The 26,052-nt window shown below is 58.9% G+C and carries 10 protein-coding genes; 9 read left to right on the forward strand and 1 reads right to left on the reverse strand.

Features of this window, described 5'->3' with window-relative positions:
- Nucleotides 1–13 precede the first annotated feature (13 nt).
- The 6 genes from E0E37_RS08115 to E0E37_RS08140 all read left to right on the forward strand — a co-directional run bounded on the left by E0E37_RS08115 (nucleotide 14) and on the right by E0E37_RS08140 (nucleotide 17,863).
- The gene (locus tag E0E37_RS08115) at nucleotides 14–4,207 is read left to right on the forward strand and encodes a fibronectin type III domain-containing protein (protein WP_130862533.1); all 4,194 of its coding nucleotides are present in this window, start codon (nucleotides 14–16) and stop codon (nucleotides 4,205–4,207) included.
- Between the two features lie 319 nt (nucleotides 4,208–4,526).
- Complete coding sequence (locus E0E37_RS08120) at nucleotides 4,527–5,828, forward strand: S-layer homology domain-containing protein (RefSeq protein ID WP_165445282.1); 1,302 nt, start codon at nucleotides 4,527–4,529, stop codon at nucleotides 5,826–5,828.
- Between the two features lie 15 nt (nucleotides 5,829–5,843).
- On the forward strand, nucleotides 5,844–11,252 hold the full coding sequence (locus E0E37_RS08125; protein ID WP_130862535.1) for an InlB B-repeat-containing protein: 5,409 nt from the start codon (nucleotides 5,844–5,846) through the stop codon (nucleotides 11,250–11,252).
- Nucleotides 11,253–11,264: 12 nt separating this feature from the next.
- Nucleotides 11,265–13,613: a hypothetical protein gene (locus tag E0E37_RS08130; RefSeq protein ID WP_130862536.1), complete on the forward strand. Its 2,349-nt coding sequence runs from the start codon at nucleotides 11,265–11,267 to the stop codon at nucleotides 13,611–13,613.
- Nucleotides 13,614–13,933: 320 nt separating this feature from the next.
- The gene (locus tag E0E37_RS08135; protein ID WP_165445283.1) at nucleotides 13,934–17,212 is read left to right on the forward strand and encodes an S-layer homology domain-containing protein; all 3,279 of its coding nucleotides are present in this window, start codon (nucleotides 13,934–13,936) and stop codon (nucleotides 17,210–17,212) included.
- Between the two features lie 309 nt (nucleotides 17,213–17,521).
- Nucleotides 17,522–17,863 (forward strand): AAA family ATPase, encoded by a 342-nt coding sequence (locus E0E37_RS08140; RefSeq protein ID WP_130862538.1) that lies wholly within the window; start codon nucleotides 17,522–17,524, stop codon nucleotides 17,861–17,863.
- Between the two features lie 74 nt (nucleotides 17,864–17,937).
- Here E0E37_RS08140 and E0E37_RS08145 read toward each other — a convergent pair whose 3' ends face one another.
- A complete protein-coding gene (locus E0E37_RS08145; RefSeq protein ID WP_130862539.1) occupies nucleotides 17,938–18,129 on the reverse strand; it encodes a hypothetical protein in 192 nt (63 codons plus the stop codon).
- Nucleotides 18,130–19,062: 933 nt separating this feature from the next.
- Here E0E37_RS08145 and E0E37_RS08150 point away from each other — a divergent pair.
- Genes E0E37_RS08150 through E0E37_RS08160 form a run of 3 tightly spaced genes read left to right on the forward strand, consistent with a single transcriptional unit; the run spans nucleotide 19,063 to nucleotide 26,032 of the window.
- A complete protein-coding gene (locus E0E37_RS08150) occupies nucleotides 19,063–22,233 on the forward strand; it encodes a hypothetical protein (RefSeq protein ID WP_130862540.1) in 3,171 nt (1,056 codons plus the stop codon).
- 2 nt (nucleotides 22,234–22,235) lie between these two features.
- Nucleotides 22,236–24,218, forward strand: coding sequence for a hypothetical protein (locus E0E37_RS08155; protein WP_130862541.1), 1,983 nt, complete (start codon nucleotides 22,236–22,238; stop codon nucleotides 24,216–24,218).
- Nucleotides 24,215–26,032, forward strand: coding sequence for a hypothetical protein (locus tag E0E37_RS08160; RefSeq protein ID WP_130862542.1), 1,818 nt, complete (start codon nucleotides 24,215–24,217; stop codon nucleotides 26,030–26,032). Before E0E37_RS08155 ends, E0E37_RS08160 begins: the two co-directional genes overlap by 4 nt.
- The last annotated feature ends 20 nt before the right edge of the window (nucleotides 26,033–26,052 follow it).

Raw genomic sequence — 26,052 nt, forward strand, 5'->3', positions numbered from 1 at the left:
GAAAGGAAATGTTATGAAAAAAAGATTCTTTTCTATTCTGATGTCCATTTGTCTGGTGCTGCAGTTATGCGGCACCGGATCGGTGACATGGGCGGCAAATCCCGCAGACATTAATAGTTCCTGGATTAAGGACAGCTTGGAGGGATTTAAGGGAATAGTTGTTGAACGTGAAGTGGTGGATGAAGCAAATAAAGTATTTTCTATTACATATTATGCATATGATTTCAGAGCCAATACCATGGTGTGTAATCTGGAATGGGATACCAATATCGTAGCGCCATATACCACAAAGGCGGTAGCGATGGGGGAAGAGAGCGAGATGGCACTGGTGCCGGGAACCAGTGCCGAGATTGCCAATATGTTTGCATCTGACTTGGGTGTAGCTGTCGGATACAAGCATTATCGAAATGGTACAATGTCGTCCCAGAAAAAAATGGTGGAGGTTATTGGAAATGATGGATTTCTGATTTATCCTGCGACACATATTGATGTTGATGCGGGGTGGCTTAACCTCGATATCGGTTCAAATATTTCCTGCACATGGCAGACGCAGTTTGATCAGATCGAGGGGCAGAGGTATTGGGGAGCTGTCAGCAAAGATACCGTTCCGGGAGCAAACTTTACAGACAAAGAAGATTACTCATTAGGCTATGGAATCGTGACCGTGTATTTCCAGGTGCAGGGCGATCATTCTTTGAGTGACGTGACACAGGAAGTCATTCATCCAAATGCGGATCTGGCGGCCAATCCAGCGGTCAGCGGCGCATACATGGGGTGTGATGGAATCGTCACACATGACATCTACTATACGGGTTTCCCGACCCCGGCGGCAGCTCCGACCAACGTAACAGTGTCGGCGAATCCGACCCAGATCGTCAGCGGCGGGACTGCAACCATCACAGCGGGAGCAGACGCGCCTGCAGACGGCGGGACCCTGAGCTATGCGCTGTATTCCAACGCTTCGGACAGCACGTCCGGAGGCACGCTGGTGACGGACTTCCAGGCGGGAACGACCTTTTCTGTTACTCCTTCCACCGATACTTACTATTATGTGGTGGCGAAGAACACGAAGACAGAGGGCGGAGAAGAGACGACCGCAACTGCCACGTCTGCATCGACGGCCAAGGTATCGGTCCTGCAGTCCATCAGCGCAGTCACCGTGCCCATCGAGGCGCCGGTGACGGGAAACACCCCTCAGGCGTCCATCGCGGCCACGGAACAGTACACGGGCAGCATCGCCTGGACGCCCGCGGACAATCCCTTTAAGGGAACCGCAGACTACACCGCCACGGTGACGCTGGCGGCGAAGGAGGGCTATCTGTTCGACAACGCGGCGCTGACGGCGATCACCGTGAACGGCTCGACGGCAGTCAGGAATGCGGCTTTCGCGGAGAACAACAGGAAGCTGACCTTCGACGCGTCCTTCCCCACCACAGGAAAGAGCGCGGCTCAGCTGGTGGCGGAGGCCAAGGCAGCAGTGCAGAGCGCGGCGGCGGGGACCTTCAATGTGGATGAGATCGTCACCAAACCGGGGACGGCTGAAGCGGCGGACAACACCACCCCGGCGGAGATCAAAAGGCTGCTGGAGACAAAACTGGGAACCATCGTGACCAACGGCGTGACCGTGACGGTGGGAACGCCGAACATTACCAAGGCGGCCGTACCGGGCAGGCCGGGAGGCAATGTGAACGGCGAGGACGGGACGTACAGCGCGGTGATCACGCTGAGCAGCGGCGCCGCCAGCGATACGGTGACGGTGAACGGAACCATCGTGGCTCAGGCGGCCTCGAAGAAGGCGCAGAATCAGGCGGCGGTGAACACAGCTGTGACGGCCATCGAGGCAGCGGCCTATCCGGCGGTGAACATGGCGGACAAGAATACGGCGGCGCTGCTGAAGGCAGAGGTGGAACGGATCCTTGCGGGTCTGGAACTGCCCGAGGGCGTCACGACGACGGTAACGGGTTCCCTGACGGCGGCTATCGGCGGAACCTACGCCAATCCGGCGGGAACGCCGGGGACCTATACCTTCACGGTGGAAGCGTCCAAAGGAACGGTCACGCCAGAGGGCGAGGACATGAATACGGACTACAAGATGACGAAGACCAGCCGGGAGCTGACGGTGACCATCACGCCGACGCCCTTCACCGCCCAGGTGACGGGAGAGGGAAGCGTGAAGACCACGGCAGGTTTTGAACAGCTGCTGGTGAACTGGACCGCGCCCAAGACCAACGGTGTGCCGGTGAGCGGCTACAAGCTGACGGTGAAGGACGCGTCCGGAAACGTGGTCACCGGATACGACAAGAAGGACATGGGAACGGCCACCTCCGCGACGGTGAAGAACCTGACCAACGGGACCGCCTATAGGATCGAAGTGGAAGTGAGCTTTGCCAGCCTGCTGGATCCGGTGACCCTGACGGGTACGGGAAGTCCGGTGGCGGGAGACCCGAAACCCATCACCCTGCACCCGGCGAAGACGGAGGACGGTTCGGTGACGGGACCGGCGGTAGGGACCGTGAAGCTGGCGCTGGCGGACGGAACGGAGATCGATCCTTCCGAGGTGCGGGAGAACTTCGATGTGAAGCTGTACGCGGTGCCGAAGCCGGGCTACAGATTCGTGAAGTGGGAGAGAGTGAAGGGGATCGACCCTGCGCCGGAGAGCCCGCTGCTTACCGAGACCTATTCCTTTGAGGACACCAACGGGGAATACACCCAGAATCCGCTGACCATCAAGGTGACGGAGACCTCGGAGTTTACGCCGGTGTTTGCGGAGACGGCCGGCATCGCCACCACGGCGCCGGCCCTGCAGCAGCTGCTGGTGAATCTGCCGGAGGGGCGCAGACTGATCCAGGAGAACACAGAAGCGGAGGATTACGACGCCTTCAACAGCCTGGTGCCCAACTATACGCTGTATCTGACGAAGGACGAGGATCGGATCGAGCTGCAGCCCTTCTTCAACTCGTCGAAGTACGACGTGACCATCAGCGGCCAGGCCATCGCCACGACCGCGGCGGTGGGAGCGGTGGACGATGTGGACCGCACGGGAACCACCTTCGGCGCCATCGTAGCCGACGGGACCGTCATCCCCATCGTGGTGACGGATCAGAAGGACGCGGCGAAGACGACGACCTACAACATCACCATACGAATCGTGGAGAAGAATCCGCAGATGCTGCTGGAGCTGGACGCGGCGGTGGGGACGAAGATCTCCATGCTGAACGTGAAGGCGGCCAACGCGGCCTTCCTGTCCGGCGTGTTCACCATCGATCTGAACAACGATGTGAGCGTGGACACGGCGACCATATCGGGATTTGAGGGATTTGGAAGAGAGAGCGGGATGGTGCTTGCAGACGGGGAATACGCCACGGCAGCAGACATCTGCAAGAACCTGAGTCCCACGGTGAAGATCGAGAGCCTGAAGGTGAGCAACGGAGGAAAGACGCTGCAGGTGACCTTTGCCTCGGCGGACGGAACGCCGGTGATCACCACGGACGATCAGGCGATCCTGTTCAAGCTGTTCCTGGTGAAGACAGACGCGTCGAACACGAACAACGACACGGACGCGCAGCTGCTGCAGACCATGGAGATCAACAAGGCGGCTGGAAACAACGCCATGAGCGAGAAGTTCTTCAGCGATACGATGAACTACGTGGAGGAAGTGAACGGAGCGGCGGCGACGCCGGTGGAGGAACAGGACCGGCTGGTGGTGCTGAAGCTGGCGGACAAGTACGTGATCGTGGGCTATGTGACGGCGCGTCCGAACAACGAGAGAGTGTACTTTAACGTGGTGGACGTGCTGAACGGAGCCAACGAGCAGCTCAACGACGCGAAGCTGTTTTTGGAGGAGCATGGAAAGCTGCTGTACCGGGCGGGTCAGGGCGAATACATGCTGGAGATCAGATCGCCGGGCTTCCTGGCGCAGACGACGAATAAGCTGACGGTGGCGACGGAAGGAGTGGATCTGAACGCGATGACGCTGATCGCGGGAGATGTGAACGACGACGGAGTCATCGACGCGGCGGACCGTACGGCGCTGGTGAACGCGCTGGGCGGAACGGTAGTGGCCGGAGACCTGACGGACATCGGCGGCTACGTGCTGGGAGACGATGGAGCGGTGAAAACGTACGCGGACCTGAACGACGACGGGGTGGTGAATGCGCTGGATCTGGGCAAGGTGCTGCGGGGCATCACCATCATGAAGACGAAGTAAGAGGACCGTTGAAGGGTCAAATGACAGAGAAACGGTAAGAAAAGCAAACGGCAGGCCGAACGGAGGGCATCCGCGGGAGACCGCTGGCTGTCCGCGGCAGGCCGCAAACGGAAAGGCGGAACGTCTCCTGAGGAAAGGAGACGTTCCCGCAGTTCCGTAAAGACCGGGAGAAGAAGGAAACGAGAGCGGTCGGGATCGATCCTGTCGGGAGTGTATGCGTTTCGGCAGGAGGACAGAGACCGACGCATCTGGACAGCAAAACAAAGTGGAACAGAGAGAAACAGGCAAAGCCGGGCAGACGGCAGAAAGGGAGAAGGACATGAGACGAAGAATACTGGCGCTGCTGCTGTGTCTGGTCGTGGCGGGGAGCCTGGGCAGCATCCGGGCGTCCGCAGCGGGATCCTACGGGGGGGCGATCCGGCTGGAGGCGGAGCGAAAGGGACAGCAGCTGCTGGTGACGGTCAGCGGAGACGGAGTGACCATGAACGCCATGCAGTTTTTGGTGGCCTACGACAAGGGGCAGCTGGCCCCATCCAACTATGAAAATAACACGGCGGCAAGCAGTGTGAGACATATGACAAGGTATATTGAAACGCTCTACGACGCGGAGGACAACCCGGGCGGCTGGCTTGTGAGCAACGCCAGTCTGGACAGCGAAAAGGGACAGGTGGAATACGTGCTGTCCGTGGCGCCGGAATCGGCGGGGAGAGGATCGGATGCGGAGGGCTACGTGAGACTGTCGAAGCAGGATCTGCTGGTGATGAGCTTTCAGATCCAAAGCGGCGTGACCCTGGGGGAAGACTGCCTGCGCGTGGGAAGCAGCCCGTCGGTGCCGGAGGGAGCGGTAATCGCGGCGAAGGAAGGCGGAGAAGAAGCGGAGCTGAGCGGAAGGGAACTGGTGGCCATCGATCTGTCGAAGGTGGCGTCGGGCGGTTCGGGATCGGGAGACGGGTCCGGCAGCGGAAGCGGATCCGGCGGCAATGAGGGGGGAAGCGGCGCCGGAACCCCCGGCGACAAGCCCAACGGATCGGGGACCGGCGGATTCGGCGGTCCATCGGAGCCGGGAACCACCGGCCCGGCAGAGGAGGAAACGCCGGCCGGGAAGGCGGCGTTTTCCGACCTGGAGGGCCACTGGGCGAAAACCAGCATCGAAAAGCTGGTGAAGCGGCAGATCCTCTCCGGCTATGCCGACGGAACCTTCCGTCCGGAAGCCGGCCTGACCCGGGGCGAATTCGCGGCGGCTCTGCAAAAGGCCATGGGACTGCCAGCCGGCGCCGGGGAGACCTTTTCCGACTGCCGGGGCCACTGGGCCTCGGCGGCGGTGAACGCCTGCTATGAGGCGGGCTATGTGTCCGGTACGGGAGCCGGGCGTTTCTCCCCGGATCAGGGGATCACCCGGGAGGAACTGACGACGATCCTGGCGAAGGTCCGGGGCCTGACGCCGGAGAGCAGCGCCGCCTTTACAGACCGGGCCGCCATGGCGGACTGGTCTGCAGGCTGCATCGGCGCGGCGGCAAAGGCAGGACTGGTGAGCGGCTATGCAGACGGGAGCTTTCGGCCCGGGGCTGCGGTGAACCGGGCGGAGATGGCGCAGATGATCGTGAATCTGCTGGAACAGTAAAAGGAAACGGAATCGATGGAACAGAACAGACGGACAGGGAAGAGAGACAGACGAAAAACACAACAGGCAGCCGCATGGTCCGTATCCCGGAGGGAGGGCGGAGGACGGCGCGGAGAAAGGAAAAGAGGGAGAAGGCGCGCGGCGCTGTCTCTCTTTCTTGCCGTGTTGCTGCTTCTGTCCAGCCTTGGCGGCGCCTGGGGACAGGAGCTGCTGCCGGAGACGCGAAGCGTGTTTGACGGCGGGCTGAAGTCCCTTTCCGCCTCGGCGGGGTACTGGAACAGAGGGTTTTCCCAGGATGTGAGAGCCTATCAGCTGATCCTGCCGAAGGAGGAGGGAGCCGTGCGTCTGTCGGCGGTGCCGGTGGAGACGTCGCCCCTCTACGGTCCGGCGCTCACCATAGACGGAGTGGCGGCGGGCTATGGGCAGCCGTCTCAGGAGATCGCTCTGCAGCCGGGGGAGAAGCGGGTGGTGCCCATCGTGGTGCAGCCGCAGAGCGGCCCGGCCGTCACCTACATGGTAACGGTCTACCGAAACGACCGGGACATTACGCTGTCGGGGCAGATCCGTCAGGTGGGGGGAAGCCCGCAGCTGGCGCTGTCTCTAGAGATCCCGGCGGGAACGGAGTTCACCTCGCTGGGTCTGGCGCTGTCCTTTGACCCGAAGCAGCTGCAGCTGGCCAGCGGGTCCACGAATGCGCCCAATCCTGCAGGGAGCACCACCTTTGGAACGAGTCTGGCCTATGGAGACGAAAGGGGCTTTCTGTATAAAAAAGGCGGAGTGATGGACGCCACCGTGGCGGAGGGAGACAACGCAGCGGGCAGAGTCCTGCTGCAGTATTCCATCGGGGAAAAAGGCCTGTCTTACACCATGCCCGAAGGAGGAAGCCTGCTGACGCTGTATTTTCGGATGACGGAGCAGGCGGCGCTGACGGAGGAAACGCTGGGGCTGACGGGGAACAGCGCTTCGGTGCGAAATGGATTCTTCGCGGAACTGAGCCGGAAGGGGAGCAGCTTTGTGAAGCTGTCCTATCCGGGACTGGTGCGGACAGAAGGGCTGGATCGGAATCTGGAGAAGCCGGTCCGGTGGGCAGAAGGGGGACGCGTGCAGTTCTCGCCGGACAAGGAGAGCTACCGATACGGGGAGCGGGTGACGGTGACGGCGGCGCCTGCGGCCGGCTATGTCTTTTCCCACTGGGAGCTGTCGGGGGAAGAACAGGGGATGCTGGAGGAAGCGCTGACGGGAGACAGCGCCTGGGCGAAAGCAGAGACCGTCCCGACGACGGATCCGTCCGCTGAAGCGGCGGCAGGACCCGTACCTCCCGGTTCGTTTCTGGATCAGGAGGAGTGGAGCCTGCGGCTGACGGAGGATCTGACGCTGTCCACGCTGAAGCCGGTGTTTGAAAAGGCGGACGAGGTCCTGGGATCGGGCTGTGGCCTGAATTTCCACCGCCCGTATCGGGGCGATATCCTGCTGGCCGTCAATCCGTCGGACGGAACGGCGTCGAAGCTGACGGGAACCTTTACGGAGGAGGAACTGTCCCGGGAGGAGACGCCTGCTGAGACGCAAAAGAACAGCGGAAGCGGGCCGGAAGATCAGAATGGGAGCGATCAGAATGGGAGCGATCAGAACACGGAGGGCCAGGGTCCGGATGGCGCAGCTCTCGAAGGAACCCTGGAAGAAGAGATGGAGTCCGGGCTGACCCGGGTGGAATATACGGAGCCGCTGCTGACAGGGACCCCGGCTGGGCCGGTTCTCCTGGCTGCGGAGGAACCGCAGCTGGGAGACCAGCGGTCCTTTCAGATGCGGGACAGCCGCGCGGGGCAGACCTCGGCAGCAGGTTGGGCGGCGGGGACCTTTACCCTGAAAGAGATCCGGCAGGCGGGCGGGCAGAAGCTGTACGTCTGGCTCTGCGACGAGGCGGACCGACAGCCCATGGCCCTTTCCGACAGCGACCTCGCTGAACTGGCCGACAGCTTTGCAGCCAGTTACGCCCATCTGGCAGAGCACTATCACAATGTGACGGACACCGACGGAAACGGCGGCCTGACCATTCTGCTGTACGATATCTGGGACAGCTACACCGAAGGCGGCGGCACCTATACGGGCGGTCTTGTGAACCCCAACGAGTTTTACAGGCTTCTGGGTACGACTGCCTATCCCATGGGAAACTGCGGGGATGTGCTGCATCTGGATACCTGGCCCCAGATGGGGACGGATCAAACGAAGCCCATGCTGGAGCGGGCCAAGTCCACCATGGCCCATGAGACCCAGCACCTGGCTTTCGCCTCCGCCTATGAGTCGGCCGAAGCCTATGCCGGACGGGCGGCGGGAGCCTGGATCAACGAGGGCCTGTCCCTGACCATGGAGCACGAGCTCTTCGGCCGGCTGGACAGCCGCATTGCCACATATAACCACTCCTCCCTGATCAAGGCCGGCCTGTCGCTGACGGACTGGACGAGCCCCAGGGTGGACAACTACGCGCTGTCCTACCTGTTTTTCCAGTACGTGAGGACACAGGCGGAGCAGGAGGGATTTGCCCGGGCGTTTTACGGCGTGGATTACGGAGGAGGAGCAGACCGGCGGGCGGAGGACGCGGCGGTGACGGAACTGCTGCAGGGCTTTGGGGCGTTTCAGGGCCTGAGCCTTGCCCAGGTGACGGAGAACTTCTATCTGGCGCTGCTGCTGAAGGAGACGGAGGGGCGGTATGGCTTTTCCGGAGACGGTGATTTCGATGAGGCAGAGCCGCAGATATGGGAAAGCCGGCCGGCGGGAGCGATCCCGGCGGGCGGAGCGGTGTACGTGGAGAGTCCGGGAAGCTTTGTGCCGGAGGGAACGGGGACCCTGCGCTTTACAGGCGTCCAGAAGCCCCGGTATACCCTGACCATAGAGGAAGCGGAAGGGGGCAGCGCCGCAGCAGAGGGGGACCGTTACCGGTATGCGCAGGGACAGAGCGCAGCGGTCACAGCCGTGCCGGCTTACGGGTACACCTTTGCCGGCTGGAGCGGAGACGCATCGGGAGGAGCCAATCCCCTGACGGTGGTGATGAATGGAGACAAACGGATCCGGCCAGTGTTTGATGCCATGGATCGGTACGCGCTGACGGTGGAGTGTGCGGGACCGGAGGGAAGTACGCCCCTGGAAGTGGGGAAGGTGACGGTGAACGTGGGCGGTCAGGGCCTGCCGGAGGATACGGGAGCGATCCTGACGGGAAGCCGGGTCACGCTGCGGGCAGAAGCCGCGGAGGGATACGCCTTCGACCATTGGGAGGGGGACGTGACGGGGACAGCCGCCGCAGCGGAGCTGGTGATGAACGCAGACCGAAGCGTGAGAGCGGTCTTCCGCTCGGCGAAACCGGTGGACCTGGGAGACCTGTTTCCCACAGAGGAGGGAAGCGGGCTGACAGTAGACGTTGAAAAGAATGAAGCGGTTTTGTGGAATGCCTCCGGGACGGTGTATATCCGGCCGAAGAACGAAGAAATCTCGCAGGGAGAGGGCGGCGGCCTGACGCTGACGGAGGGAACGGAAGTGACATTGACCGCGGCGCCGGCGGAGGGAAAGGCCTTTTCCCGGTGGGTGATCGATTCCGCAGCCGATGAGACGCCCCGCAGTCTGGAAGAGCAGCCATCAGACCGTCTGCTGGAGGAGCTTTTGAGTGAGGACTCCTACCACAGCTGGAAGGAGGACGGCGCGCTTCTCCGGACGACGCTGACCATGCGGGTGGCGGGAGGGATCCGCGTGCGGGCGGAGTTTCGGGACGCCGACGCCATCAGCGGCCAGGCGCTGTATCTGTCCTACCTTTCGCTGCTCACAGACAGGGAGCCGATCTGCGCCTACCTGGCGATAAAGGAACCGGAGACGCGTCCGCAAAGCGGCGTAGACCTGTTTGCGGAAGGCCAGGGAAGAGGACTGATCCAGAGGGAGAGCAAGGGGCTGGGCTTTGAGAGCGGCGTGTTCGATTACACCCTGTCCCTGTTGTCCACGGACCCGCGAAATCTGTATTTCTACGGCGTAAAGAAGGCGCTGGCGGGAACGCAGAGGGCGGAGCTGACCCACTGGAGAGGCGGGACGGCGGTGGAAGAGCCGGTGGTGCTTACGGATGAGTCCAGCAGCGGCGACTTCGATCAGGACAAAGAGGCGAGGCCGCTGACGCCGCTGCCGGTGAAGGATGTGCAGGACGGAGATGAGCTGCGCATTGTGGTCAGCAACGGAGAGCCGGCAGCCGCGGAAACAGTGACGTATACCATCACCATCGACCGCAGCAGCCCGGAGACAGACCCCCTGATCCAGGCCGTGTTTGCGCCGGAAGAGGGGACGGACACAGAAACGGCGCCGAAGGATAGGGGGGAGGACGGCTCTGTGCAAAACGCAGCGGGGCAGGTCCGCCTGTCCGTCTATCTGCAGCATCTGCGCACGGAGGCGGCGGAGCTGACGCTGACGGTCAGCAAAGGGGCCATCCAGCCCCTGAATGCCAGCGGCCAGGCGGTGGCGCTGCGGGGAAAGACGGATATCACCCAGGCGTGTGTGCCTATCGCAAATACGCGATATGGATTGGAACAGGCCGTGTTTGACCCGACGGATGCGAATTGTGACCGTATCCACTTCACCTTTGCGGTGAAGGAGACGGAGGACTTTCCCGGGCTGGAAACCCAGGCTGTGGAAGCCGTCCGGCTGCTCTTTGAAACCAGCGGGCCGGATGTGCGCCTGAACCCCCAGGCAGAGTCCAGGGCGCTGGTCTACGACAGCATGCTGCTGGAGCTGCAGATGACAGCGCAGGTGCTGGAGCTGACAGAGAACGTGACGGTGAAGGGGACCTTTTTCGCCTGGCAGCCCAGCGTGGGGGAGGCGTGGATGCCTCAGGTGGAATTCGACGGAGTGGGACGTCCCATTCTGGCGGAGGTCACGCTGTCGGCCATAAGAGAAGGCGCGTACCAGTACGGGATGAGGACCTACGAGTTTACCGCCTCTCTGCCGGTCAACGCGGGGAGCCCTTACCGGATGACCATACGCAAGGCAGTGCACGGTGATTATGTGCTGGAGAAGCTGTATGCGACGGCGGAGGGGGCCAGCGGAGGAGCGCTGAACGTCAACGAGCTTCTGAAGGAACGCTTTGCCGGTCAGGCAGCGGGGAGCACAGACGCGGCGGTCGAGCTGGCGGCGAACGGAGTGATCCGTCTGACCGTGGGAGACATTACCGGAGACGGACGGATCACGCTGGAGGATAAGAACGTGCTCATGAGTCCACTGCATTATGGAAAGAAAGTCGCGGGAGGATCGGAAGGTGCGACGGATCTGTTGGTCCGCTGCGATCTGAATGGAGACGGGGCGGTGACGCTGGCGGATCTGAACCTATTGATGAGCCCGTACAACTATGGAAAGGGCGGCCGGCGGATCGAGATACCGGCCGGTACCGGAGAGGGGGATTGATAGGAGATGAGGGTGAAGAAGAACGAGACGAACCTGCGGAAGAGGAGACTGGGCAGGAAAGCCCTGCTTCTGGGGCTGGTCCTGCTGCTGGCGCTCTCTCCGGTGAACTGGGGCGGTGCGTTTGGCGGGCCGGCAGATGGAGAGAGCGGAGCGGGAGAGCGAAGAGCGGCTGCCCCAGCCGATGCAGATTCCATATGGGAAAGGGTATACGCGGATGAGACGGTCGGAGCCGAAGGTGGGAGCGACGGAGACGGGAGCGCCGGGGACACGGCATCCGGCCCGGCCATCACCGTTGTCGGCGTGAACGTGAAGAACACGGACACACTGGAGGTGGGCATTCAGGTCGGAGGCCCGGATCAGCCCCTGTTTCAGTCCGTGGGTCTAGTGCTGGAGTACGACAGGAGCAGGCTGACGCCCATAGACTGGCAGCCGGGCTGGCAGACCGTGGAGAGTCAGACCACCAATGCGTCGGGCGAAGCCATCACGACCTCCTCCACCGCCGTCGTGGCGGGACAGGAGGATTGGAAGTCCCTGGCGGTCTACACGCCTACCTGGATCAACAGCGGAACGGCCCAGGTCTATGAGCCGGGGGGTGGAACGGGAGTGGGTGCAGCGGGAAAAGGCTATCTGCTGCTGCAGGCCAACACGGAATATCCCTACTCCCTGCCCACGGCGCGGCAGATCGTGACGGTGAAGTTCCAGTACACAGGAGATTCTGTGGGGACGGGCGGGGCCATTACCCCGGCGGCGTCCTTCGCAGATGTGGGCCTGGCTTTGGCGGGAGCCGAAGGCAGCGGTCTATCCGAGGGCAAGAAGGTTGCCTACACATCCCGGGTCAAGCATGTGGGATTGTACCACACCGGAAAGGCCTTCTACTACAACGGTGCCCTGAGGGATGACGGAAGCGGAAACGCGGAGGAAGATCCGACGTTGAGCGGCCGAACGCTGGCAGTGAACTTTAGCGCTTCCATCGTGGAGGGCGAGACCCAGCAGGCGGCGGGGGGCGGAACGGGAGACGTTGCCGTCCTCAGCTTCTACGACTGGGACGAGACCATGCTGGGAAGCAGCATCATCTCAAAAACAGCGGGAGAGGAGGAGATCAAAGAGGCACTGATAGCCTTCAGCCAGAGTCAGTACGCTGTGGCCAGCGGAGGGGACAAGCCCACAGAGTTCCCGGCGGATCTGACCAACGAAAGCTATGTGGACAACGCCGCGTTCCCACTGACCTACAAGAAGGGCTACAATTTCGCGGGCTGGGTACGGGCGGATGGCAAAGAAGGATCGGAGCCGTTGACAGAGGCGTTTACCGCCTATGAGACACTGGGCGAAACGCCGGAGGCGGACGGAAGTTATCCGAAAGGAAGCTTTAACGCGGCTCGATGGAAGTATGAAGCCGGTCCCAATGGCGGAAGCTGGGGAAACATCGTGCTGAAAGCGGGGTATGTGGAGAATGCGTGGTGCAATTATCGCGGCGAAGGAGTAACAGAAGCCCAGAAAAGTTTTTATGTAATTTCCGATTTCTCATATAACCGTTATGGCGCTGCGATAGTTAACTTATCAAATGGAACTGTTACCCGGGAGGGTGGCAACTATTCCATAAAGATGACAGTGAATCGTCTGAATGGGGCAGGATATGGGGTGACTCGTCTGTATGAGCCAGTCGTGCGCGCTGCCTATACGATGAACGTGGGCGGCACAGACATGAATATGTATGCGTATGTTGCTTTAAATGGATCGGATCAGGAGTCGGCAGAGCTGATCGCACCGCGAAATGCCAGCAATTTTACCGTAACGGTTGTAGACGCCGGACAGCGTTTAAGTAATGGCGATAAGATTGCCAGCTACACACTTGCAGATTCTAAGTCTTCATCGCAGACGATTCAAAAATCGGTTTTCTTACCTGAGGCGACATTGAATTATTTCAACGATAAGGCAAGGGAACATAACGAAGTTCTTCCGAATGCTATAAGCGCGGACTGGTCAAATAATGTTGCAAATCCGGACTTTTATGATCTGGGCATGTACGATAGTGAAATCGACCAGTATTACTACCAGTATGGAAAAGCCTCAGATCTTGCAGGTGTCACAAACGCCGGCCAGCTTCGAAATATGGCCAAGAACAAAATTACATTATATATGCTTGGAAAGGGGAACCGTAACCTGACGGTAGCAGAAATTAAGGAAGCTATCGCCATGCAGACTGGTACTGCAAATAATAATAAGGTTCCGGCTGCAATCAGCACCAATATCAGGACGGCGTATAACAATGTGAAAGCGGCATATGCGGCGAATGGAAGTCAGGAGTTAAGTGCTGACCAGATCGCCTATGCGATCAACAATAATGGGGCACTGCTCCCTTAATAATAGATATACCAAAAGGAAGTGGAGGAAAGGATATGGAAAAACGCGCGGTCAGCTTGTTGCTGACAGTTATGATGCTGTTATCCTTGTTGCCATCGGTGGTGTTTGCAGCTGTGAACGAACCGACTGACAATACAGATACAGCGTTCAATGAGCTATCTGTGACGGAATGGAGGGACGGCCATCCAGTCGTAATGGCGAACATAAAAAGTGCAGACCACACAGATGGTGAGTATGCCATGTATGTCATTGTAGATAAAGAATCCTGGGAAACAATGGGAGAGACTGTTGGTGCTGTAACCAGTAATACAGGGTTTTTTATGAACTTTGATGCGGATGAGCTGTTAGGTCTGGTTAAGGATACGCTGACAGCAGAGGAATATGCCTATGGATCATCGAAGGTAAATAACAATTCCCTTGTAGAAATTACGCATTTGGGAGGAAATTTTTCACTGCCTGTTACGGGAACCAAGGAATATGCAGTTATAGCTTTTATTGAAACCAAGAAGAGCAATGCAACAAAAGCAGGCTTTACCTCCTTTACACTGGGCCCTAACGGAGTTCTGAAGGACTACGACTGGACCTACAGCACCAGCCCGGTGGCCATTTCCACACCGTATGGAAATACCAATAGTGTAACGGGCAGTCTGGTGATCACGAACTCTGGAATACAGGAGCTGACAGGCATCACCGTGACGCCTACAGGCAGCTTTACAGTGAGCGGCATAGCGAATAGTCTGGCTTCCAATGCGGCCATGACGCTGGCTGTGACTCCGAATGCAGGTCTGACGGAAAGCACCACGGGTTCCATCACAATTTCCCAGACGGCTTACACCACGCTGGGCAGTCTGACGATCCCGGTGAACATCACCGTTACCAAGGATCTGGCCTTCGCCGGAGCAACTGTAAACGGTCTGACCGTGGGTGCGATCATGGATCCAGTGTACCTGAGCGCCACGGTGACCGGTACTAAAGGAGCGCTTACCTTTGAGAAGGTGAGCGGAGAATTCCCGAGAGGGATCACGATGGCAGCGGACGGTACGATCTCCGGCACGCCTGAGGCGTACAAAGCGACCGACACCGCGGTTGAGATCCGTGTGACCGACGACGGACGAACCGGCAGTGTAGGAGATGAAAATACGAAAACAGCCACCGTGACATTCGGAGCTATCGCAAAGGGAACGCAGACCGGAACCGTTACGCCCAGTGCGGCGACGAGCGTGACCTACGGTGCGGCGGCACCCAACATTCAGAGCAGTTTCTCTGTGAGCGGAACAAAGAGCTACGCCAGCACGGATTCCACCGTAGCTACCGTAGGTACGGACGGGAAAGTCACGATCCTGAAGACGGGCAGCTTCCAGATCGGCGTAACCAATACCGATCCAAATGAAAACTACGAACCTCTGACCGTGACCAGCGGAGTCATCACGGTTCAGCCGGGCGAACAGGTGCTGACGACGCAGGCGTCCTTCGGCTATACCGCGGTCTACACCGGAGTCAAGAGTCTGGCTGGCGCCGTGGTCAACGATAAGGAAAATGCCGGCGGCGCAGATGTGACCTATGCGATCACAGGAACCAATACCGCGGGCGCCACGCTGACCAACGGCGGACTGGGCCTGACCTTTACCACTGCGGGATCTGTGGAGATGACGGCCAGCGCGGCGGCGGTGACGGGGAAATACAACGCAGCCACACCGCTGACCTTTACCATTCAGGTGATCCCCGGCAATCCCACCACATTGGTGGAAGCGCCGAAAGCGGGGACCTACACCTACGGAATGACGCTGGGAGCGCTGGGGCTGACCGGTGGAAAGGTAACGGATGACGATAATGGCGGGGCTGTGCTGACCGGTGGTAAGTGGACCTTCAATACGCCAAATGTTACACCAAACGTCTCTGACAGCGGAACGACTCTGTACGACGTTACCTATAATCAGGACGGCTATGTGCCGCAGACGACGAAGATCGCCATTACGGTCAACAAGGCGGATCAGGCGGCGCCGGTGCTGTCGGGAACGGCGCTGTCCATCAAGAACGGTGATACGGATACGGTGACCACAAGTGGTTCCGGTTTCGGCGATCCGATCTATGTCAGCACCAACGATAGCATCGTGGAAGTGAATGCGACCACGGGAGCAGTCACCGCCAAGGCGGTGGGAACGGCGGAGATCAGGGTTTCCTACGCAGGAGACACGAACCACAATCCGTCGGCTCAGACCTCTCTGACCGTGACGGTGTACGATAAGCCCATCGTGACAGCCATCGCAGCATCCGGAGACGGGAAGCTGGATGTGACGGTGACGGCAAACAAGAATGGAAGCGACATTACTCAGTACAACATCACGCTGTCGGGCATCCGCTACACAGGCGGAACCACGACCACAACCACCTATGCGATCAAGTTCACATCAGGCGGGGCGGTGCAGACGGTGACCAGCACCAGCGCGTTGCTGCTGGATCGGGTGAGCAGTGCAGGAGGCATGCTGATCTATACCGATCCGGCAACGGGTACGACATACGGCGGCGTGAGCACAGGATCGTCGGTAACGACGGCAAAGACGACGACGGGAGCTGTGTACACAGCCAATAACGCCACAGGAAGGTTTACCATCCCGAACCTGATCAATGGGACCACCTACACCATCACGGCGACAGCGGTGAACGCGGCGGGAACCAGTGATCCGAGAACAATTACGGCGAAGCCGGCGGTAGCCAGCACGGATCGTCCCAGCGGCGGCGGTGGAGGCGGCGGTTCCGTCAGCACCTACACCGTGACCTACGACCCGGGCGATCACGGAAAGGTCGAAAAGACTACCGAATCCGTGGCAAACGGCAATTCTCCCAAGGGCGTTAAAGTGACGGCGGACGAGGGCTGGGTCTTCGCGGGCTGGAGCAAAGACGGCAAGACCGTCATCGACCTGAAGGACATCAAGGTGACCGAAGCCATGAAGCTTATCGCGGTCTACGAGAAGGACGACAAGATCGTCATTCCGGATTCCGTGCCCGAGGATCTGCGGTTCCTGCAGGTTTCAAAGGGAGAGATCAGCGGCGGTTACGTGTCCGGTTACACGGACGGGACCTTCCGTCCGGACAACGCCATTACCAGAGCGGAAGTGGCGGCCATCGTAGCCAAGACCATCAATTACGAGAAGGAAAAAGGCAAGTCCTACACCAACACGCCCTTCGGCGATGTGGCGAGAAGCGAGTGGTACGCGGATGACATCGGTTTCGTGGCCTCCCTGGGAGTGATCGCGGGGTACAAGGACGGGACCTTCAAGCCTAACAGCAATATCACGAGAGCGGAGTTTGTGACCATGGCCATGAAGATCGACCGCGTGGTAAACAGCGGAAAGAGCTTTAAGGACATGAGCGATGCAGACTGGTATGCGGAGTACGTGAAGTCGGCAGCGGAGAAGGGATATGCCACAGGATATCTGGACGGCACTTTCCGTCCCAACAACCCCATCACCAGAGCGGAGGCCGTGACCATCATCAACGCCATCATCGGTCTGGATCCGGCGTCCGGCCAGATAAGCTTCAGCGATGTGGCGGAGAGCCATTGGGCCTACAGAAACATCAAGGCCGCGGCGGAGAAATAACAAATAAATGTTAATTGAAAATAGACAATTGAATGATAGGCTCACGGCTGTTTGGCCGGGCGGGCGATAAAACAGTTTGTCTATGGGGCGCGGCTGCGGAAGCTGACCGGAAGGAAAATTCGGCGGACCGCAGCCGCCAGCGAGGAATGAAATGCTGAATGGGGACGGGGAAATGCCAGCTGGCGTTTCCCCGCCTTTTTTCAGTCAGGGAGGAACGAGTATGATCGTATCATGGATGACCACAAACTAGTGCGATTTGAACTGCTTGACGCAGGAGGGGGATTGCCGCGCTGAAAGAGAGGACCAAGCATGGCGGAGAACAGGAGCAAAGGCAGGCCGCTGCCCATCGGCGTGGACTGCTTTGAAGACTTGATCACGAATGCATATTACTATATCGATAAGACCGAGCTGATCAGGGAGCTTTTAGATCTGGGAGGAAAGGTCAATCTTTTTACCCGCCCCCGCCGTTTTGGCAAGACGCTGAACATGACGATACTGCGGAGCTTCTTCGAAATACCGAAGGATGAGAGTGCTGCGGAAAAGCAGAGAGAGATCTTTTCCGGTCTGCACATCGCGGGGGAGGGCAGAGAACAAAACAAGATTAGACAGATCAAAATCCCGGATGCAAATGCATCGCGGGATTTTTTATAACATAGGAAATATCGGTCGCTAATATTTCCTATGTTATAAAAAGAGGAACCTTTCAGCCCTTCTTTACACTTTCCTTAGCTGCCTGCATCGCCGCCTCCCCCCTGAGGGGGTAAATTATGAAGTCTCGTGACTCCTGTACCAAAAAACACGGGGATCAAGGCCGAGAAACCTTCTAATGCTTGGTAGAACAACTCCTGAAAACTGAAAGTCGGCCAGACAAGGAAAAAGGTGCGGTCGTTTTCTTGATTTTTTCTTTTTGTCCTCATAAAAGCTCCAAAAACGAAAATAAAATGGATAATACATATCTAATATTAAAAATATGGAAAATATTTTTCGTTTTAAACATAGAATTGCTTTCAAAAAGAAAAAAGCGACATAGATCGACAAGGAAAACTGTTCAGCTTCCTGCTGCGTCCTCTGTTTTTTTTCTTTTTTAGATGTTGAGAGAAGGCAAAAAGAAAAAACAGGTCCTTTCGTGTTTTCGTTCAACGGATGATGCGGTCCACATAATATAATACCGCCAATCGCCTGTGCGATTGACGGTTCCTGAAAGAAAGTTTTTATTATTTCTGATCCATATTATATTTGTGGGTCTTGTTCTTATTCAGAAAATATCACAGGACTTCCTTCGTTGGGACCATGCCGGAATGAATCAGGTTAGATCATCCCAACTGTGGGTCAAAAATACCAAAAGCGTTCGTGAAATATCATATTTCACGAACGCTTTTTTTCGTCTTTTGCCCTTTTAGTATAGACATTTTACGTCAATTTGTAAATAGTTAATCACCATCTTTGTCGAATATTGGTGATTTAAGTACTGCTTTTTGTTCGGTTTTCCTATATTTGTACCTTTTCCTAAGGAAAGGGCTCTAACCTTGATCGATTCGCCGTCAAATAAGCCGTCAAACTTGAAATAATATCCATCCCGAAAGAGGTTGAAATACCTGGGCTGTAGGGCGGTCTTTACCGTCGGCTCTGTTTTCAGGCTTCAAAAATTCGCCGTCAAAAAGCGCCGTCAGATATATGAAAACCCAGTGATTGCAGTGCTTTCAAGGCTTAATTCGTGAAATATGATATTTCACGAAATTTAATGAAAAAAAGACGTATTCATCGGACCGTTTATGAAGTAAACGAATGGAGTAAACGCGAGGAAAGAGGACCCGTCAGGGTCTTCCTATTTCGGAAGAGGTGAGGGATTCGTGAGGAAGAGACTGGCGGTACTGCTGGCCGTTCTGGTGCTGTGGTGCGGTGCGTTTCCCTCCGTGTACGGAGGGGAAGACGCCGCATCCCGGAGCGGCCGGGCGCCGCAGTATGTACAGCTGGAACAGGAACAAAGTTCATCGGGAGAGATACCGGCCGAAAAAGATGAAGGGGCAGCTGCTTCCGGTCTGCAGGCGGAGACCGAGCCGGAAGTAATCGACGTTTCAGAGACGTCAGAGGGAGTCACGCCATCCCTGGACGCGGGACAGATGATCATTTACAACAATCTGCGCGACCCGGACGATCCTCTGTGCCCTATGGCTTATGTGACCGGTCTGAGTACCCTTGGGACAGGTCTGACTATTCGGGTCTATGACAGCGCCCGGGAAGACAGCCGCATTCTGCTGGGAGAATACGAGGTGGAGGACACCACCCACGGGTTTACTGTGGAGATTCCGCTGGAGGGACTGTCCCCCAGCGGGGGAACGGTCTATGCGACCATGACCCGGCCAGACATGGCAGAATCCGCGCCCACGGCGGTGGCTTATACGAAGGCCATGACGCTTTCCGGAGAGCTGGAGATCGGAAGGATCAGCAACACCAACCGCACATGCAACGAGTCCAGCTTTGCGGGGCCCCGGATGCAGGCGTCGGGTCTGACGGCGGGAAACTACTATCAGGTAACGGTCAAGCTCAAGGGATTTCATACGGTAGGAGGAGTTACCATTCCGATCCGGTATAATCCGGACTATCTGGAACTGGTCCCCCTGTACGCCAGCGGAGCCAACAAGGATAAGATCAACACCGAAGCCAGGGTGAACGCGCCGGGCGAGCCCTTCGGATTCACCAAAGTGGGGACGTACAAAGTGGCGCGGCAGTGCGGCGTGCTGCCGGGAAAAGATACGGACTATGAATCTGTGTCCGTCTCAAAGACAGACGATTACCCAAACCCCTCGGCGGGAAGTCCGGGAGAATACCCATATATCAACACAGATACAGGACTGGTCAAGTTGGAACTGATGAAAAACAGCTACGGTCCGTTTGGAGAAAAGACAAAGTGGGAGACCGGAGTTTCAGTGCTGCGTCTGGTATTTCGAGCGCTGCAGGACGGGACAGACGAACTGGAAAACAACGACGTGATCCATTTCGCTACAGTGGAGGATTATCTCCGCTCCGGAGAAAGCACTGGACTGAATCCGGACGGAAGTCCGGAAAATTATGAGGCGGCAAAGGAGTATTATGCCACGGCGCACCCGGAAGGACTGGCCGTGGCGTTGGAGGATGCAGACCTTCTGCGGACGCCGGTATCTGCCAGTGCGATGTCTGGGGATTTCACAGAGTCAAATCCGGTGGAACTGGGTGCGGCGGACGTGCCCGCGCTGCCGGAGAGCTTTGAGGCGAAGGCGACGACGCTGACTCTCCCTGAAAACAGCATCCGCGTGTATAACTACACCAATTCCGCCAGTCTCTACACGGGCCTGGATGCCTATCTGGAGGATTGTCTGGTACTGAGTCCTTCCCAGGAGACGGGAAGCGTGAAATACGGTGATCTGATCCGGGTGTACGGGGACAGCGGGCTGACGAAACTTTTGGGAGAGAAGACGGCGGATCCGGAAGGCGGGGTGATCATACCGCTGGGAAATCAGCTTAAGGCGGAGGGAGGAAAGGTCTATGTGACCAGCACCCGGGGCGGAGCGGCGAGCCGGGCCTCGGTGTTTTCCTATCCGCCGGAGGCGCAGCGCATGGTGGAGTACCGTATCTATCGGACCAGCCTGCCGGCGGGCGTGGCGGAGGGAAGCGACCCACGAAAAGTGCCGGAAGCGCTGGGGGAGGTGAAGCAGGGAGAGCAGTTCCAGTTGAAGATCTGTTTCAACAACATCAATGATCTGATGGGCTATACCATCCCGCTGCATTTTGATACGAACGCCGTGCGGGCGGCGGACCGGTATTTCCATCCTGTCGAGCGGGATGGTTATCAGAGCGAGAGTGATTTTTTCAATGGGAGAACGCCGTTTACAGTGGGGGACGATATCAGCGAGCTGACGTCCACGGATCTGATGATCTATTACGCGCAGGAGGAAGAGATCCCAGGAATGATGGCCATGCTGGGCATTGCGGACAGAGCGGAATGGGAACGGAGACGACAGGATGCCGAGCTGAAGATCCAGTACGGCGTATCGGGGAATTCTAATGTGTGGAACGGAGGTCTGCTGTTTACTGGAAACAGGGGAGACACGGGGACGGAAGGGGCGGAGCAGGAAGCGACCACTTACCCCTATGTGGACAACAACGTGAGGAGACCGGAGGGGATGGGGGACGGACTGGTGAAGATCTGGTCCCATTCGCTGACGTCGCCGGTAAACCGTCTGGAGCGGGAAGGCGGTTACCATTTCCTCACGGTGAACTTTGTGGGAGTGACGGACGCGCTGAACTCCAACGCGGGGTTCCGATGCGCCACCTCGTCGGACAAGGTGTATGACGAAGCGAATCCCAACGGGGGCCGGCTGGTGATCTCCGGGCCCTATGCAGAGGCGGGAAAGAACCTGAAGGAGAGCTGGGCAGTGTACTCGATGGAGGAGATCCCTGTGCCTTCCGGAACCACAGTGGCTGGGATCGTGCGGAGCCACAGGCCGGAGGAACCGGTGCGGGTGAGACTTCTGCAGGACGGCACAACAGTCTATTCGGCCACGTCCGGCGGTATTGCGGCGCACCGGGCAGGAACAGCGTCCGGCAGAGAGGATTCATCTGGATCAGAAAAGACGACGGATCCCATACGATCGACGGACCCATTTCTGCTGGAGAATGTAATGCCGGGGGTCTATACCCTGAGACTGGAGAAGGAAGGACATGCTGCGGTGGAAGTGCGCGGCCTGAAGGTGGGAGAAAGCCCGCTGGATCTGAGCCTGCATCCGGACAGCCGTGTGCGGGATCTCTGCCTGCCCTACGGGGATGTAGACGGGGATGGAAAGATCGGGTTTCTCGACCGGCAGCTGCTCCTGCGATCCGGATTTTATGGGAAGCGGATCACAGACTTGCCGGCGGAAGACCGGGAGGAAGCCGGGCGGCTGGATCTGGACGGAGACGGCTGGATCAAAGGACGGGATCTGCAGATCATGATGGCGGCGGAGAATTATGGGAAAAGCACGGTTCAGATAGAGTTGGAGGAATAGGGATGACAAGAAAAGCCTGGGCCTTTCTGCTGACCGTGGCGCTGCTGTGTCAGACGGGGACAGGGGCCGGATATGCGCAAGAAGGACGCGGCGCGGCCCTTCGTCCGGGAGATCATGTGCTGTTGGGAATGCCGGGGCCCGATGGCCTTCGGCAGGATGATGCCGGGACAGGTTACGATTTTACGGTGCTGGCTGTTCTTCCGGAGACGGCAGAAAGCGCAGGACTGCCGAAGGATCCGGAGGCGGGAAACGTGCTGCTGTTCTACAGCGATCCGCTGGGACTGTCGCAGACGCCACAGCAGTTCGACCATCCGGACGAGAGCGGGGACGGCGGTCATCCAGACGAGGATTCCCAGCTGGATGGGTACAGCTTGTGGACAGAATCGGATCTTTATATCGCCTTAAACGGGGCCACAAAGGCTGGGAATACGGAACTGCACGGAGCGGCGGTGGCGGGTGCCCGTCAATTTTATGAAGCATTGTCCGCTAACGAGACAGAATGGAACGCTCTGCTGCCCTGCACTGCAGACGGCAGCGACGGGGAAAAGGTCAGCCTGCTCTCCGAGGAGGAGTTTGAGACCTGGCGCGGAGAGCAGGAAGATGAGTTTTGGTATACGGAGCAGGAAGACACGGGATTTTGGCTGAAGACGGCCCGCAAGGGCTACAGCAATCAGGTCCGGTATATCTACAGCAATAAAATACAGCCGTCGCTGACGGCGGACGCATATTATGCTCTGGCAGGCGCATACCGATCTGTGCGGCCGGCGCTGCGGCTGGATCGGGAACGGACGCGGTTCAATGCCGGCAGCGGAACAGCGGAGGACCCGTATCGGGAACTGACGCTGCTGCCGGCTGTGGAAGGCGTAGAGATGACGGGAGAACCGGCCGTCGGAGAACGGCTGACGTTGACGGCGGCGCCGGCGGAAGCAGACTGCGTTTACCGCTGGTACCGAAGCCAGGGGGATGGGGTCAGCGGGCAGGATGGGAATGAGCCGGCGTTTGTTTTGATCGAAGGGGCGGAGGAGCCGGTCTACACGCCGGGACCGGAAGACGTGAGCCGAATGCTGCTGGGGATGGCGGCGGGAAAGGGCGAGTACGTGGGAACCGCGGTGACGGCGGCGGGACCGGTGGACAAAGGAAGACAGCCGGCGCCGGAGGGAGAAGAGATCCCCTCCGGGGCGGCGCTGCAGGTGACGGATCGCAGGATCGCGGTGGCTGCGCCCATGGAAGGACTGGAATACGCGCTGACCACAGGCGGCGGATTTGCGGATCTGAGATGGACCACAGGCGGCGGATTTTCCGGTCTGGAGGCTGAGACAGATTATGGACTGTATGCCAGACGGGCGGAGCGCCCGGGGTATTACCCGTCGCCTGCGGCGGGGCCGGTGCAGGTGACCACAAAAGCTTCAGGAACCACGCTGACCCTGACGGTGCGTGTTGAGAGCATGGATCCGGGACGGGCGGCGGAAGCAATGCTTCTGCCGATGACAGAGCAGACAGACGGATCAGAAGAGCGAACGGCCGGCGCTACTTCAGAAGAACGGACGGCCGGCGCCGCTTCGGAAGAGTGGACGGCCAGCGCCACTTCGGAAGAGTGGACGGCCAGCGCCACTTCGGGAGGGATCGGACCAACCGTGCAGATGATCACCTTCGCCGGGATCGCCATGGACCAGCCATATTCCCTGGAAATACGCAAGCCGGGTCATCTGCCTTTTCGGCAGAGGGAACTTCGGCTGACGGAGGATACCCTCTGGGAGATAAGGCTGCCCTGCGGCGATGTGAACGGAGACGGGAGCATTGACCTGAAAGACCGGCAGATGCTCCTGCTGGCCAGCTGTTTTGGAAAAGAAGTGGATACCGCTGCGGGAGAAGGGGCGGAGCAGGCGGCGCTGCTGGATCTGGACGGGGACGGAAGGATCGGTCTGTCCGATCTGATGATCTTGATGCTGAGTGAGAATTTTGGAAAGAAGGTGCCCGTGCAGTGATGGAGATGGGAAATCCGACCCGGTATGGAAAGAACGGGGCTCTGGGAAAAGCGCTTGTAGTCGCGGCTGCTGCCGCGCTGCTGCTTCTGGTTCCGTGGGAAGGCTGCTTTGGGGCGGACTGGGCTTCCTCTGTGATGAACAGCGACGAAGCGTGTCCGGCCGTGCGGATCCCGGGGACAGGCGGAGCGGGAAACGAAGCGGGAAACGGAGCAAACGAAGCGGGAAACGAAGAGCCGGTCAGCAGCCTGCCGCGCCTGCAGCGGCAGGCAGAGACGCTGCCCGACGAATCCGCCGCGCTGCATCTGACGGCGGTGAACCTGCCGGAGACAAAGCACGGACCCGGCAGTCTGGAGATCTCCCTGCAGATCTCCGCCGGGAGCCATTTTAAGACCGCGGGCATTCTGCTGGAATACGACTATTCCAAACTGCGCCCCATCGCCTGGGATAAGGAGCAGACGCCCATCCTCGTGCCCGATCTGTCTGAGATCCGGGAGACGGCGGAACGGGAGGAGCCGGGAAGCACGGCGGCGGCTCCTGCGGGATCCATCGAGGAGGCGGCGCTGGCCTGGAGACGGGCTGCGGTGCTGGAGACGAAGGCGCCGGGCTGGGTATCGGCAAAGCCCGCCCTGTCCTATCGCAGCGGGGATAAAGGCTATCTGTATCTGGGAGCGGAGCAGATCAGGGCGGTGCCCACGGAGAAGGATGCGGCGGCGGCCACGGTGCGGTTTGCCTATGCGAAAGGGGTGATCCCCTCGAAGGACTACGTGGCCAGCGCTTTGAATTTTGTGGAGACGCGGGCGGACATGAAGGTAGCTTACGCTTCGCCGGTCAGGGGAAGCGCGCTGTATCAGAGCGAGGATCCGGAGACGGGAGAGACGCGGATCTATTCCCATAAAGCGCTTTTGCGGACGGAAAGCGGTTCGGTGCGAGAAGATACGGGGGTGCCGGCGGGAGAGAAACTGGCGGCGGGGGCCATCAATGTCTTTACATACGTACAGGAGGGAAAGACCGTGGACGTCCGGCCCACGGAGACGAAGGATTACGTGAGTGTGACATTCTACGACTGGGACGACACGCTGCTGGGGACGCGGATCGTGGCCAAGGGGGAGGGGAGTCTGATCGACCCGAACCTGCCGGAGAACCGCAAGGAATATGTGAATGAAGACGGGACGGCGAAGTACACGGACGGGGAGCTCGCGGCCATGGGTGTAGCGCCGCTGGCGCCGGAGGGGAACGTGCTGACGGGAGGACAGGACCCAGACGGGGCGGCGGTGACGGCCATCAACAAGGCGGGGTACCGCTACGCGGGCTGGGTGGATCACAGCGGGACGTCCACGCCGGACGTGGGGATCGGCGCGGCGGCCGGACAGACCATAGAAGGAAATGGACAGGAACTGGCGGCGCTGGAGGGACTGACGGAGAACCGTGTGTTGCGGGCCGCTTATGACGAGGCGAGCGGCGAAGGGCCAGGGAACGAACGGATCTATTACGCCATTACTCATTCGGAATTTGAACCATTGGGTGAGTCAAGCATCCGGACATGGATAACTGTTTCCAGACCGCCGGATGTGAGAAGGAGCGAATGCGGGATCACGCTTATGATGTCTCTGCGGCCTTACCAGTTAGGGGAGAGCAGAATACAAATTGAATTGGGAAATACGGATGCGGAAACGTTTGAGTTGGTGCTTCCGAAGAATGCAGGTGAAACCTACAATCCGCGCAATGCGGTGACCTGCGTACTGCAGAATCACGCCGGCGATGTACTGAGCTGGCCGGATAATATAGCGGCTGCCGAAATGCGGGCGGCCAGGTGAGAAAGAAACAGTTACGGTGA

This window comes from Bacilliculturomica massiliensis, assembly GCF_900605495.1.
In the GTDB taxonomy this organism is placed as follows: Bacteria; Bacillota; Clostridia; order Peptostreptococcales; family Anaerovoracaceae; genus Bacilliculturomica; species Bacilliculturomica massiliensis.

What these genes read in the sequence shown, in the direction of transcription:
- E0E37_RS08145 (WP_130862539.1), bottom strand. Translation starts at nt 18,129, where the DNA reads ATGAGGACAAAAAGAAAAAATCAAGAAAACGACCGCACCTTTTTCCTT.
- E0E37_RS08135 (WP_165445283.1), top strand. Translation starts at nt 13,934, where the DNA reads ATGAACTTTGATGCGGATGAGCTGTTAGGTCTGGTTAAGGATACGCTG.
- E0E37_RS08140 (WP_130862538.1), top strand. Translation starts at nt 17,522, where the DNA reads ATGGCGGAGAACAGGAGCAAAGGCAGGCCGCTGCCCATCGGCGTGGAC.
- E0E37_RS08120 (WP_165445282.1), top strand. Translation starts at nt 4,527, where the DNA reads ATGAGACGAAGAATACTGGCGCTGCTGCTGTGTCTGGTCGTGGCGGGG.
- E0E37_RS08155 (WP_130862541.1), top strand. Translation starts at nt 22,236, where the DNA reads ATGACAAGAAAAGCCTGGGCCTTTCTGCTGACCGTGGCGCTGCTGTGT.
- E0E37_RS08125 (WP_130862535.1), top strand. Translation starts at nt 5,844, where the DNA reads ATGGAACAGAACAGACGGACAGGGAAGAGAGACAGACGAAAAACACAA.
- E0E37_RS08115 (WP_130862533.1), top strand. Translation starts at nt 14, where the DNA reads ATGAAAAAAAGATTCTTTTCTATTCTGATGTCCATTTGTCTGGTGCTG.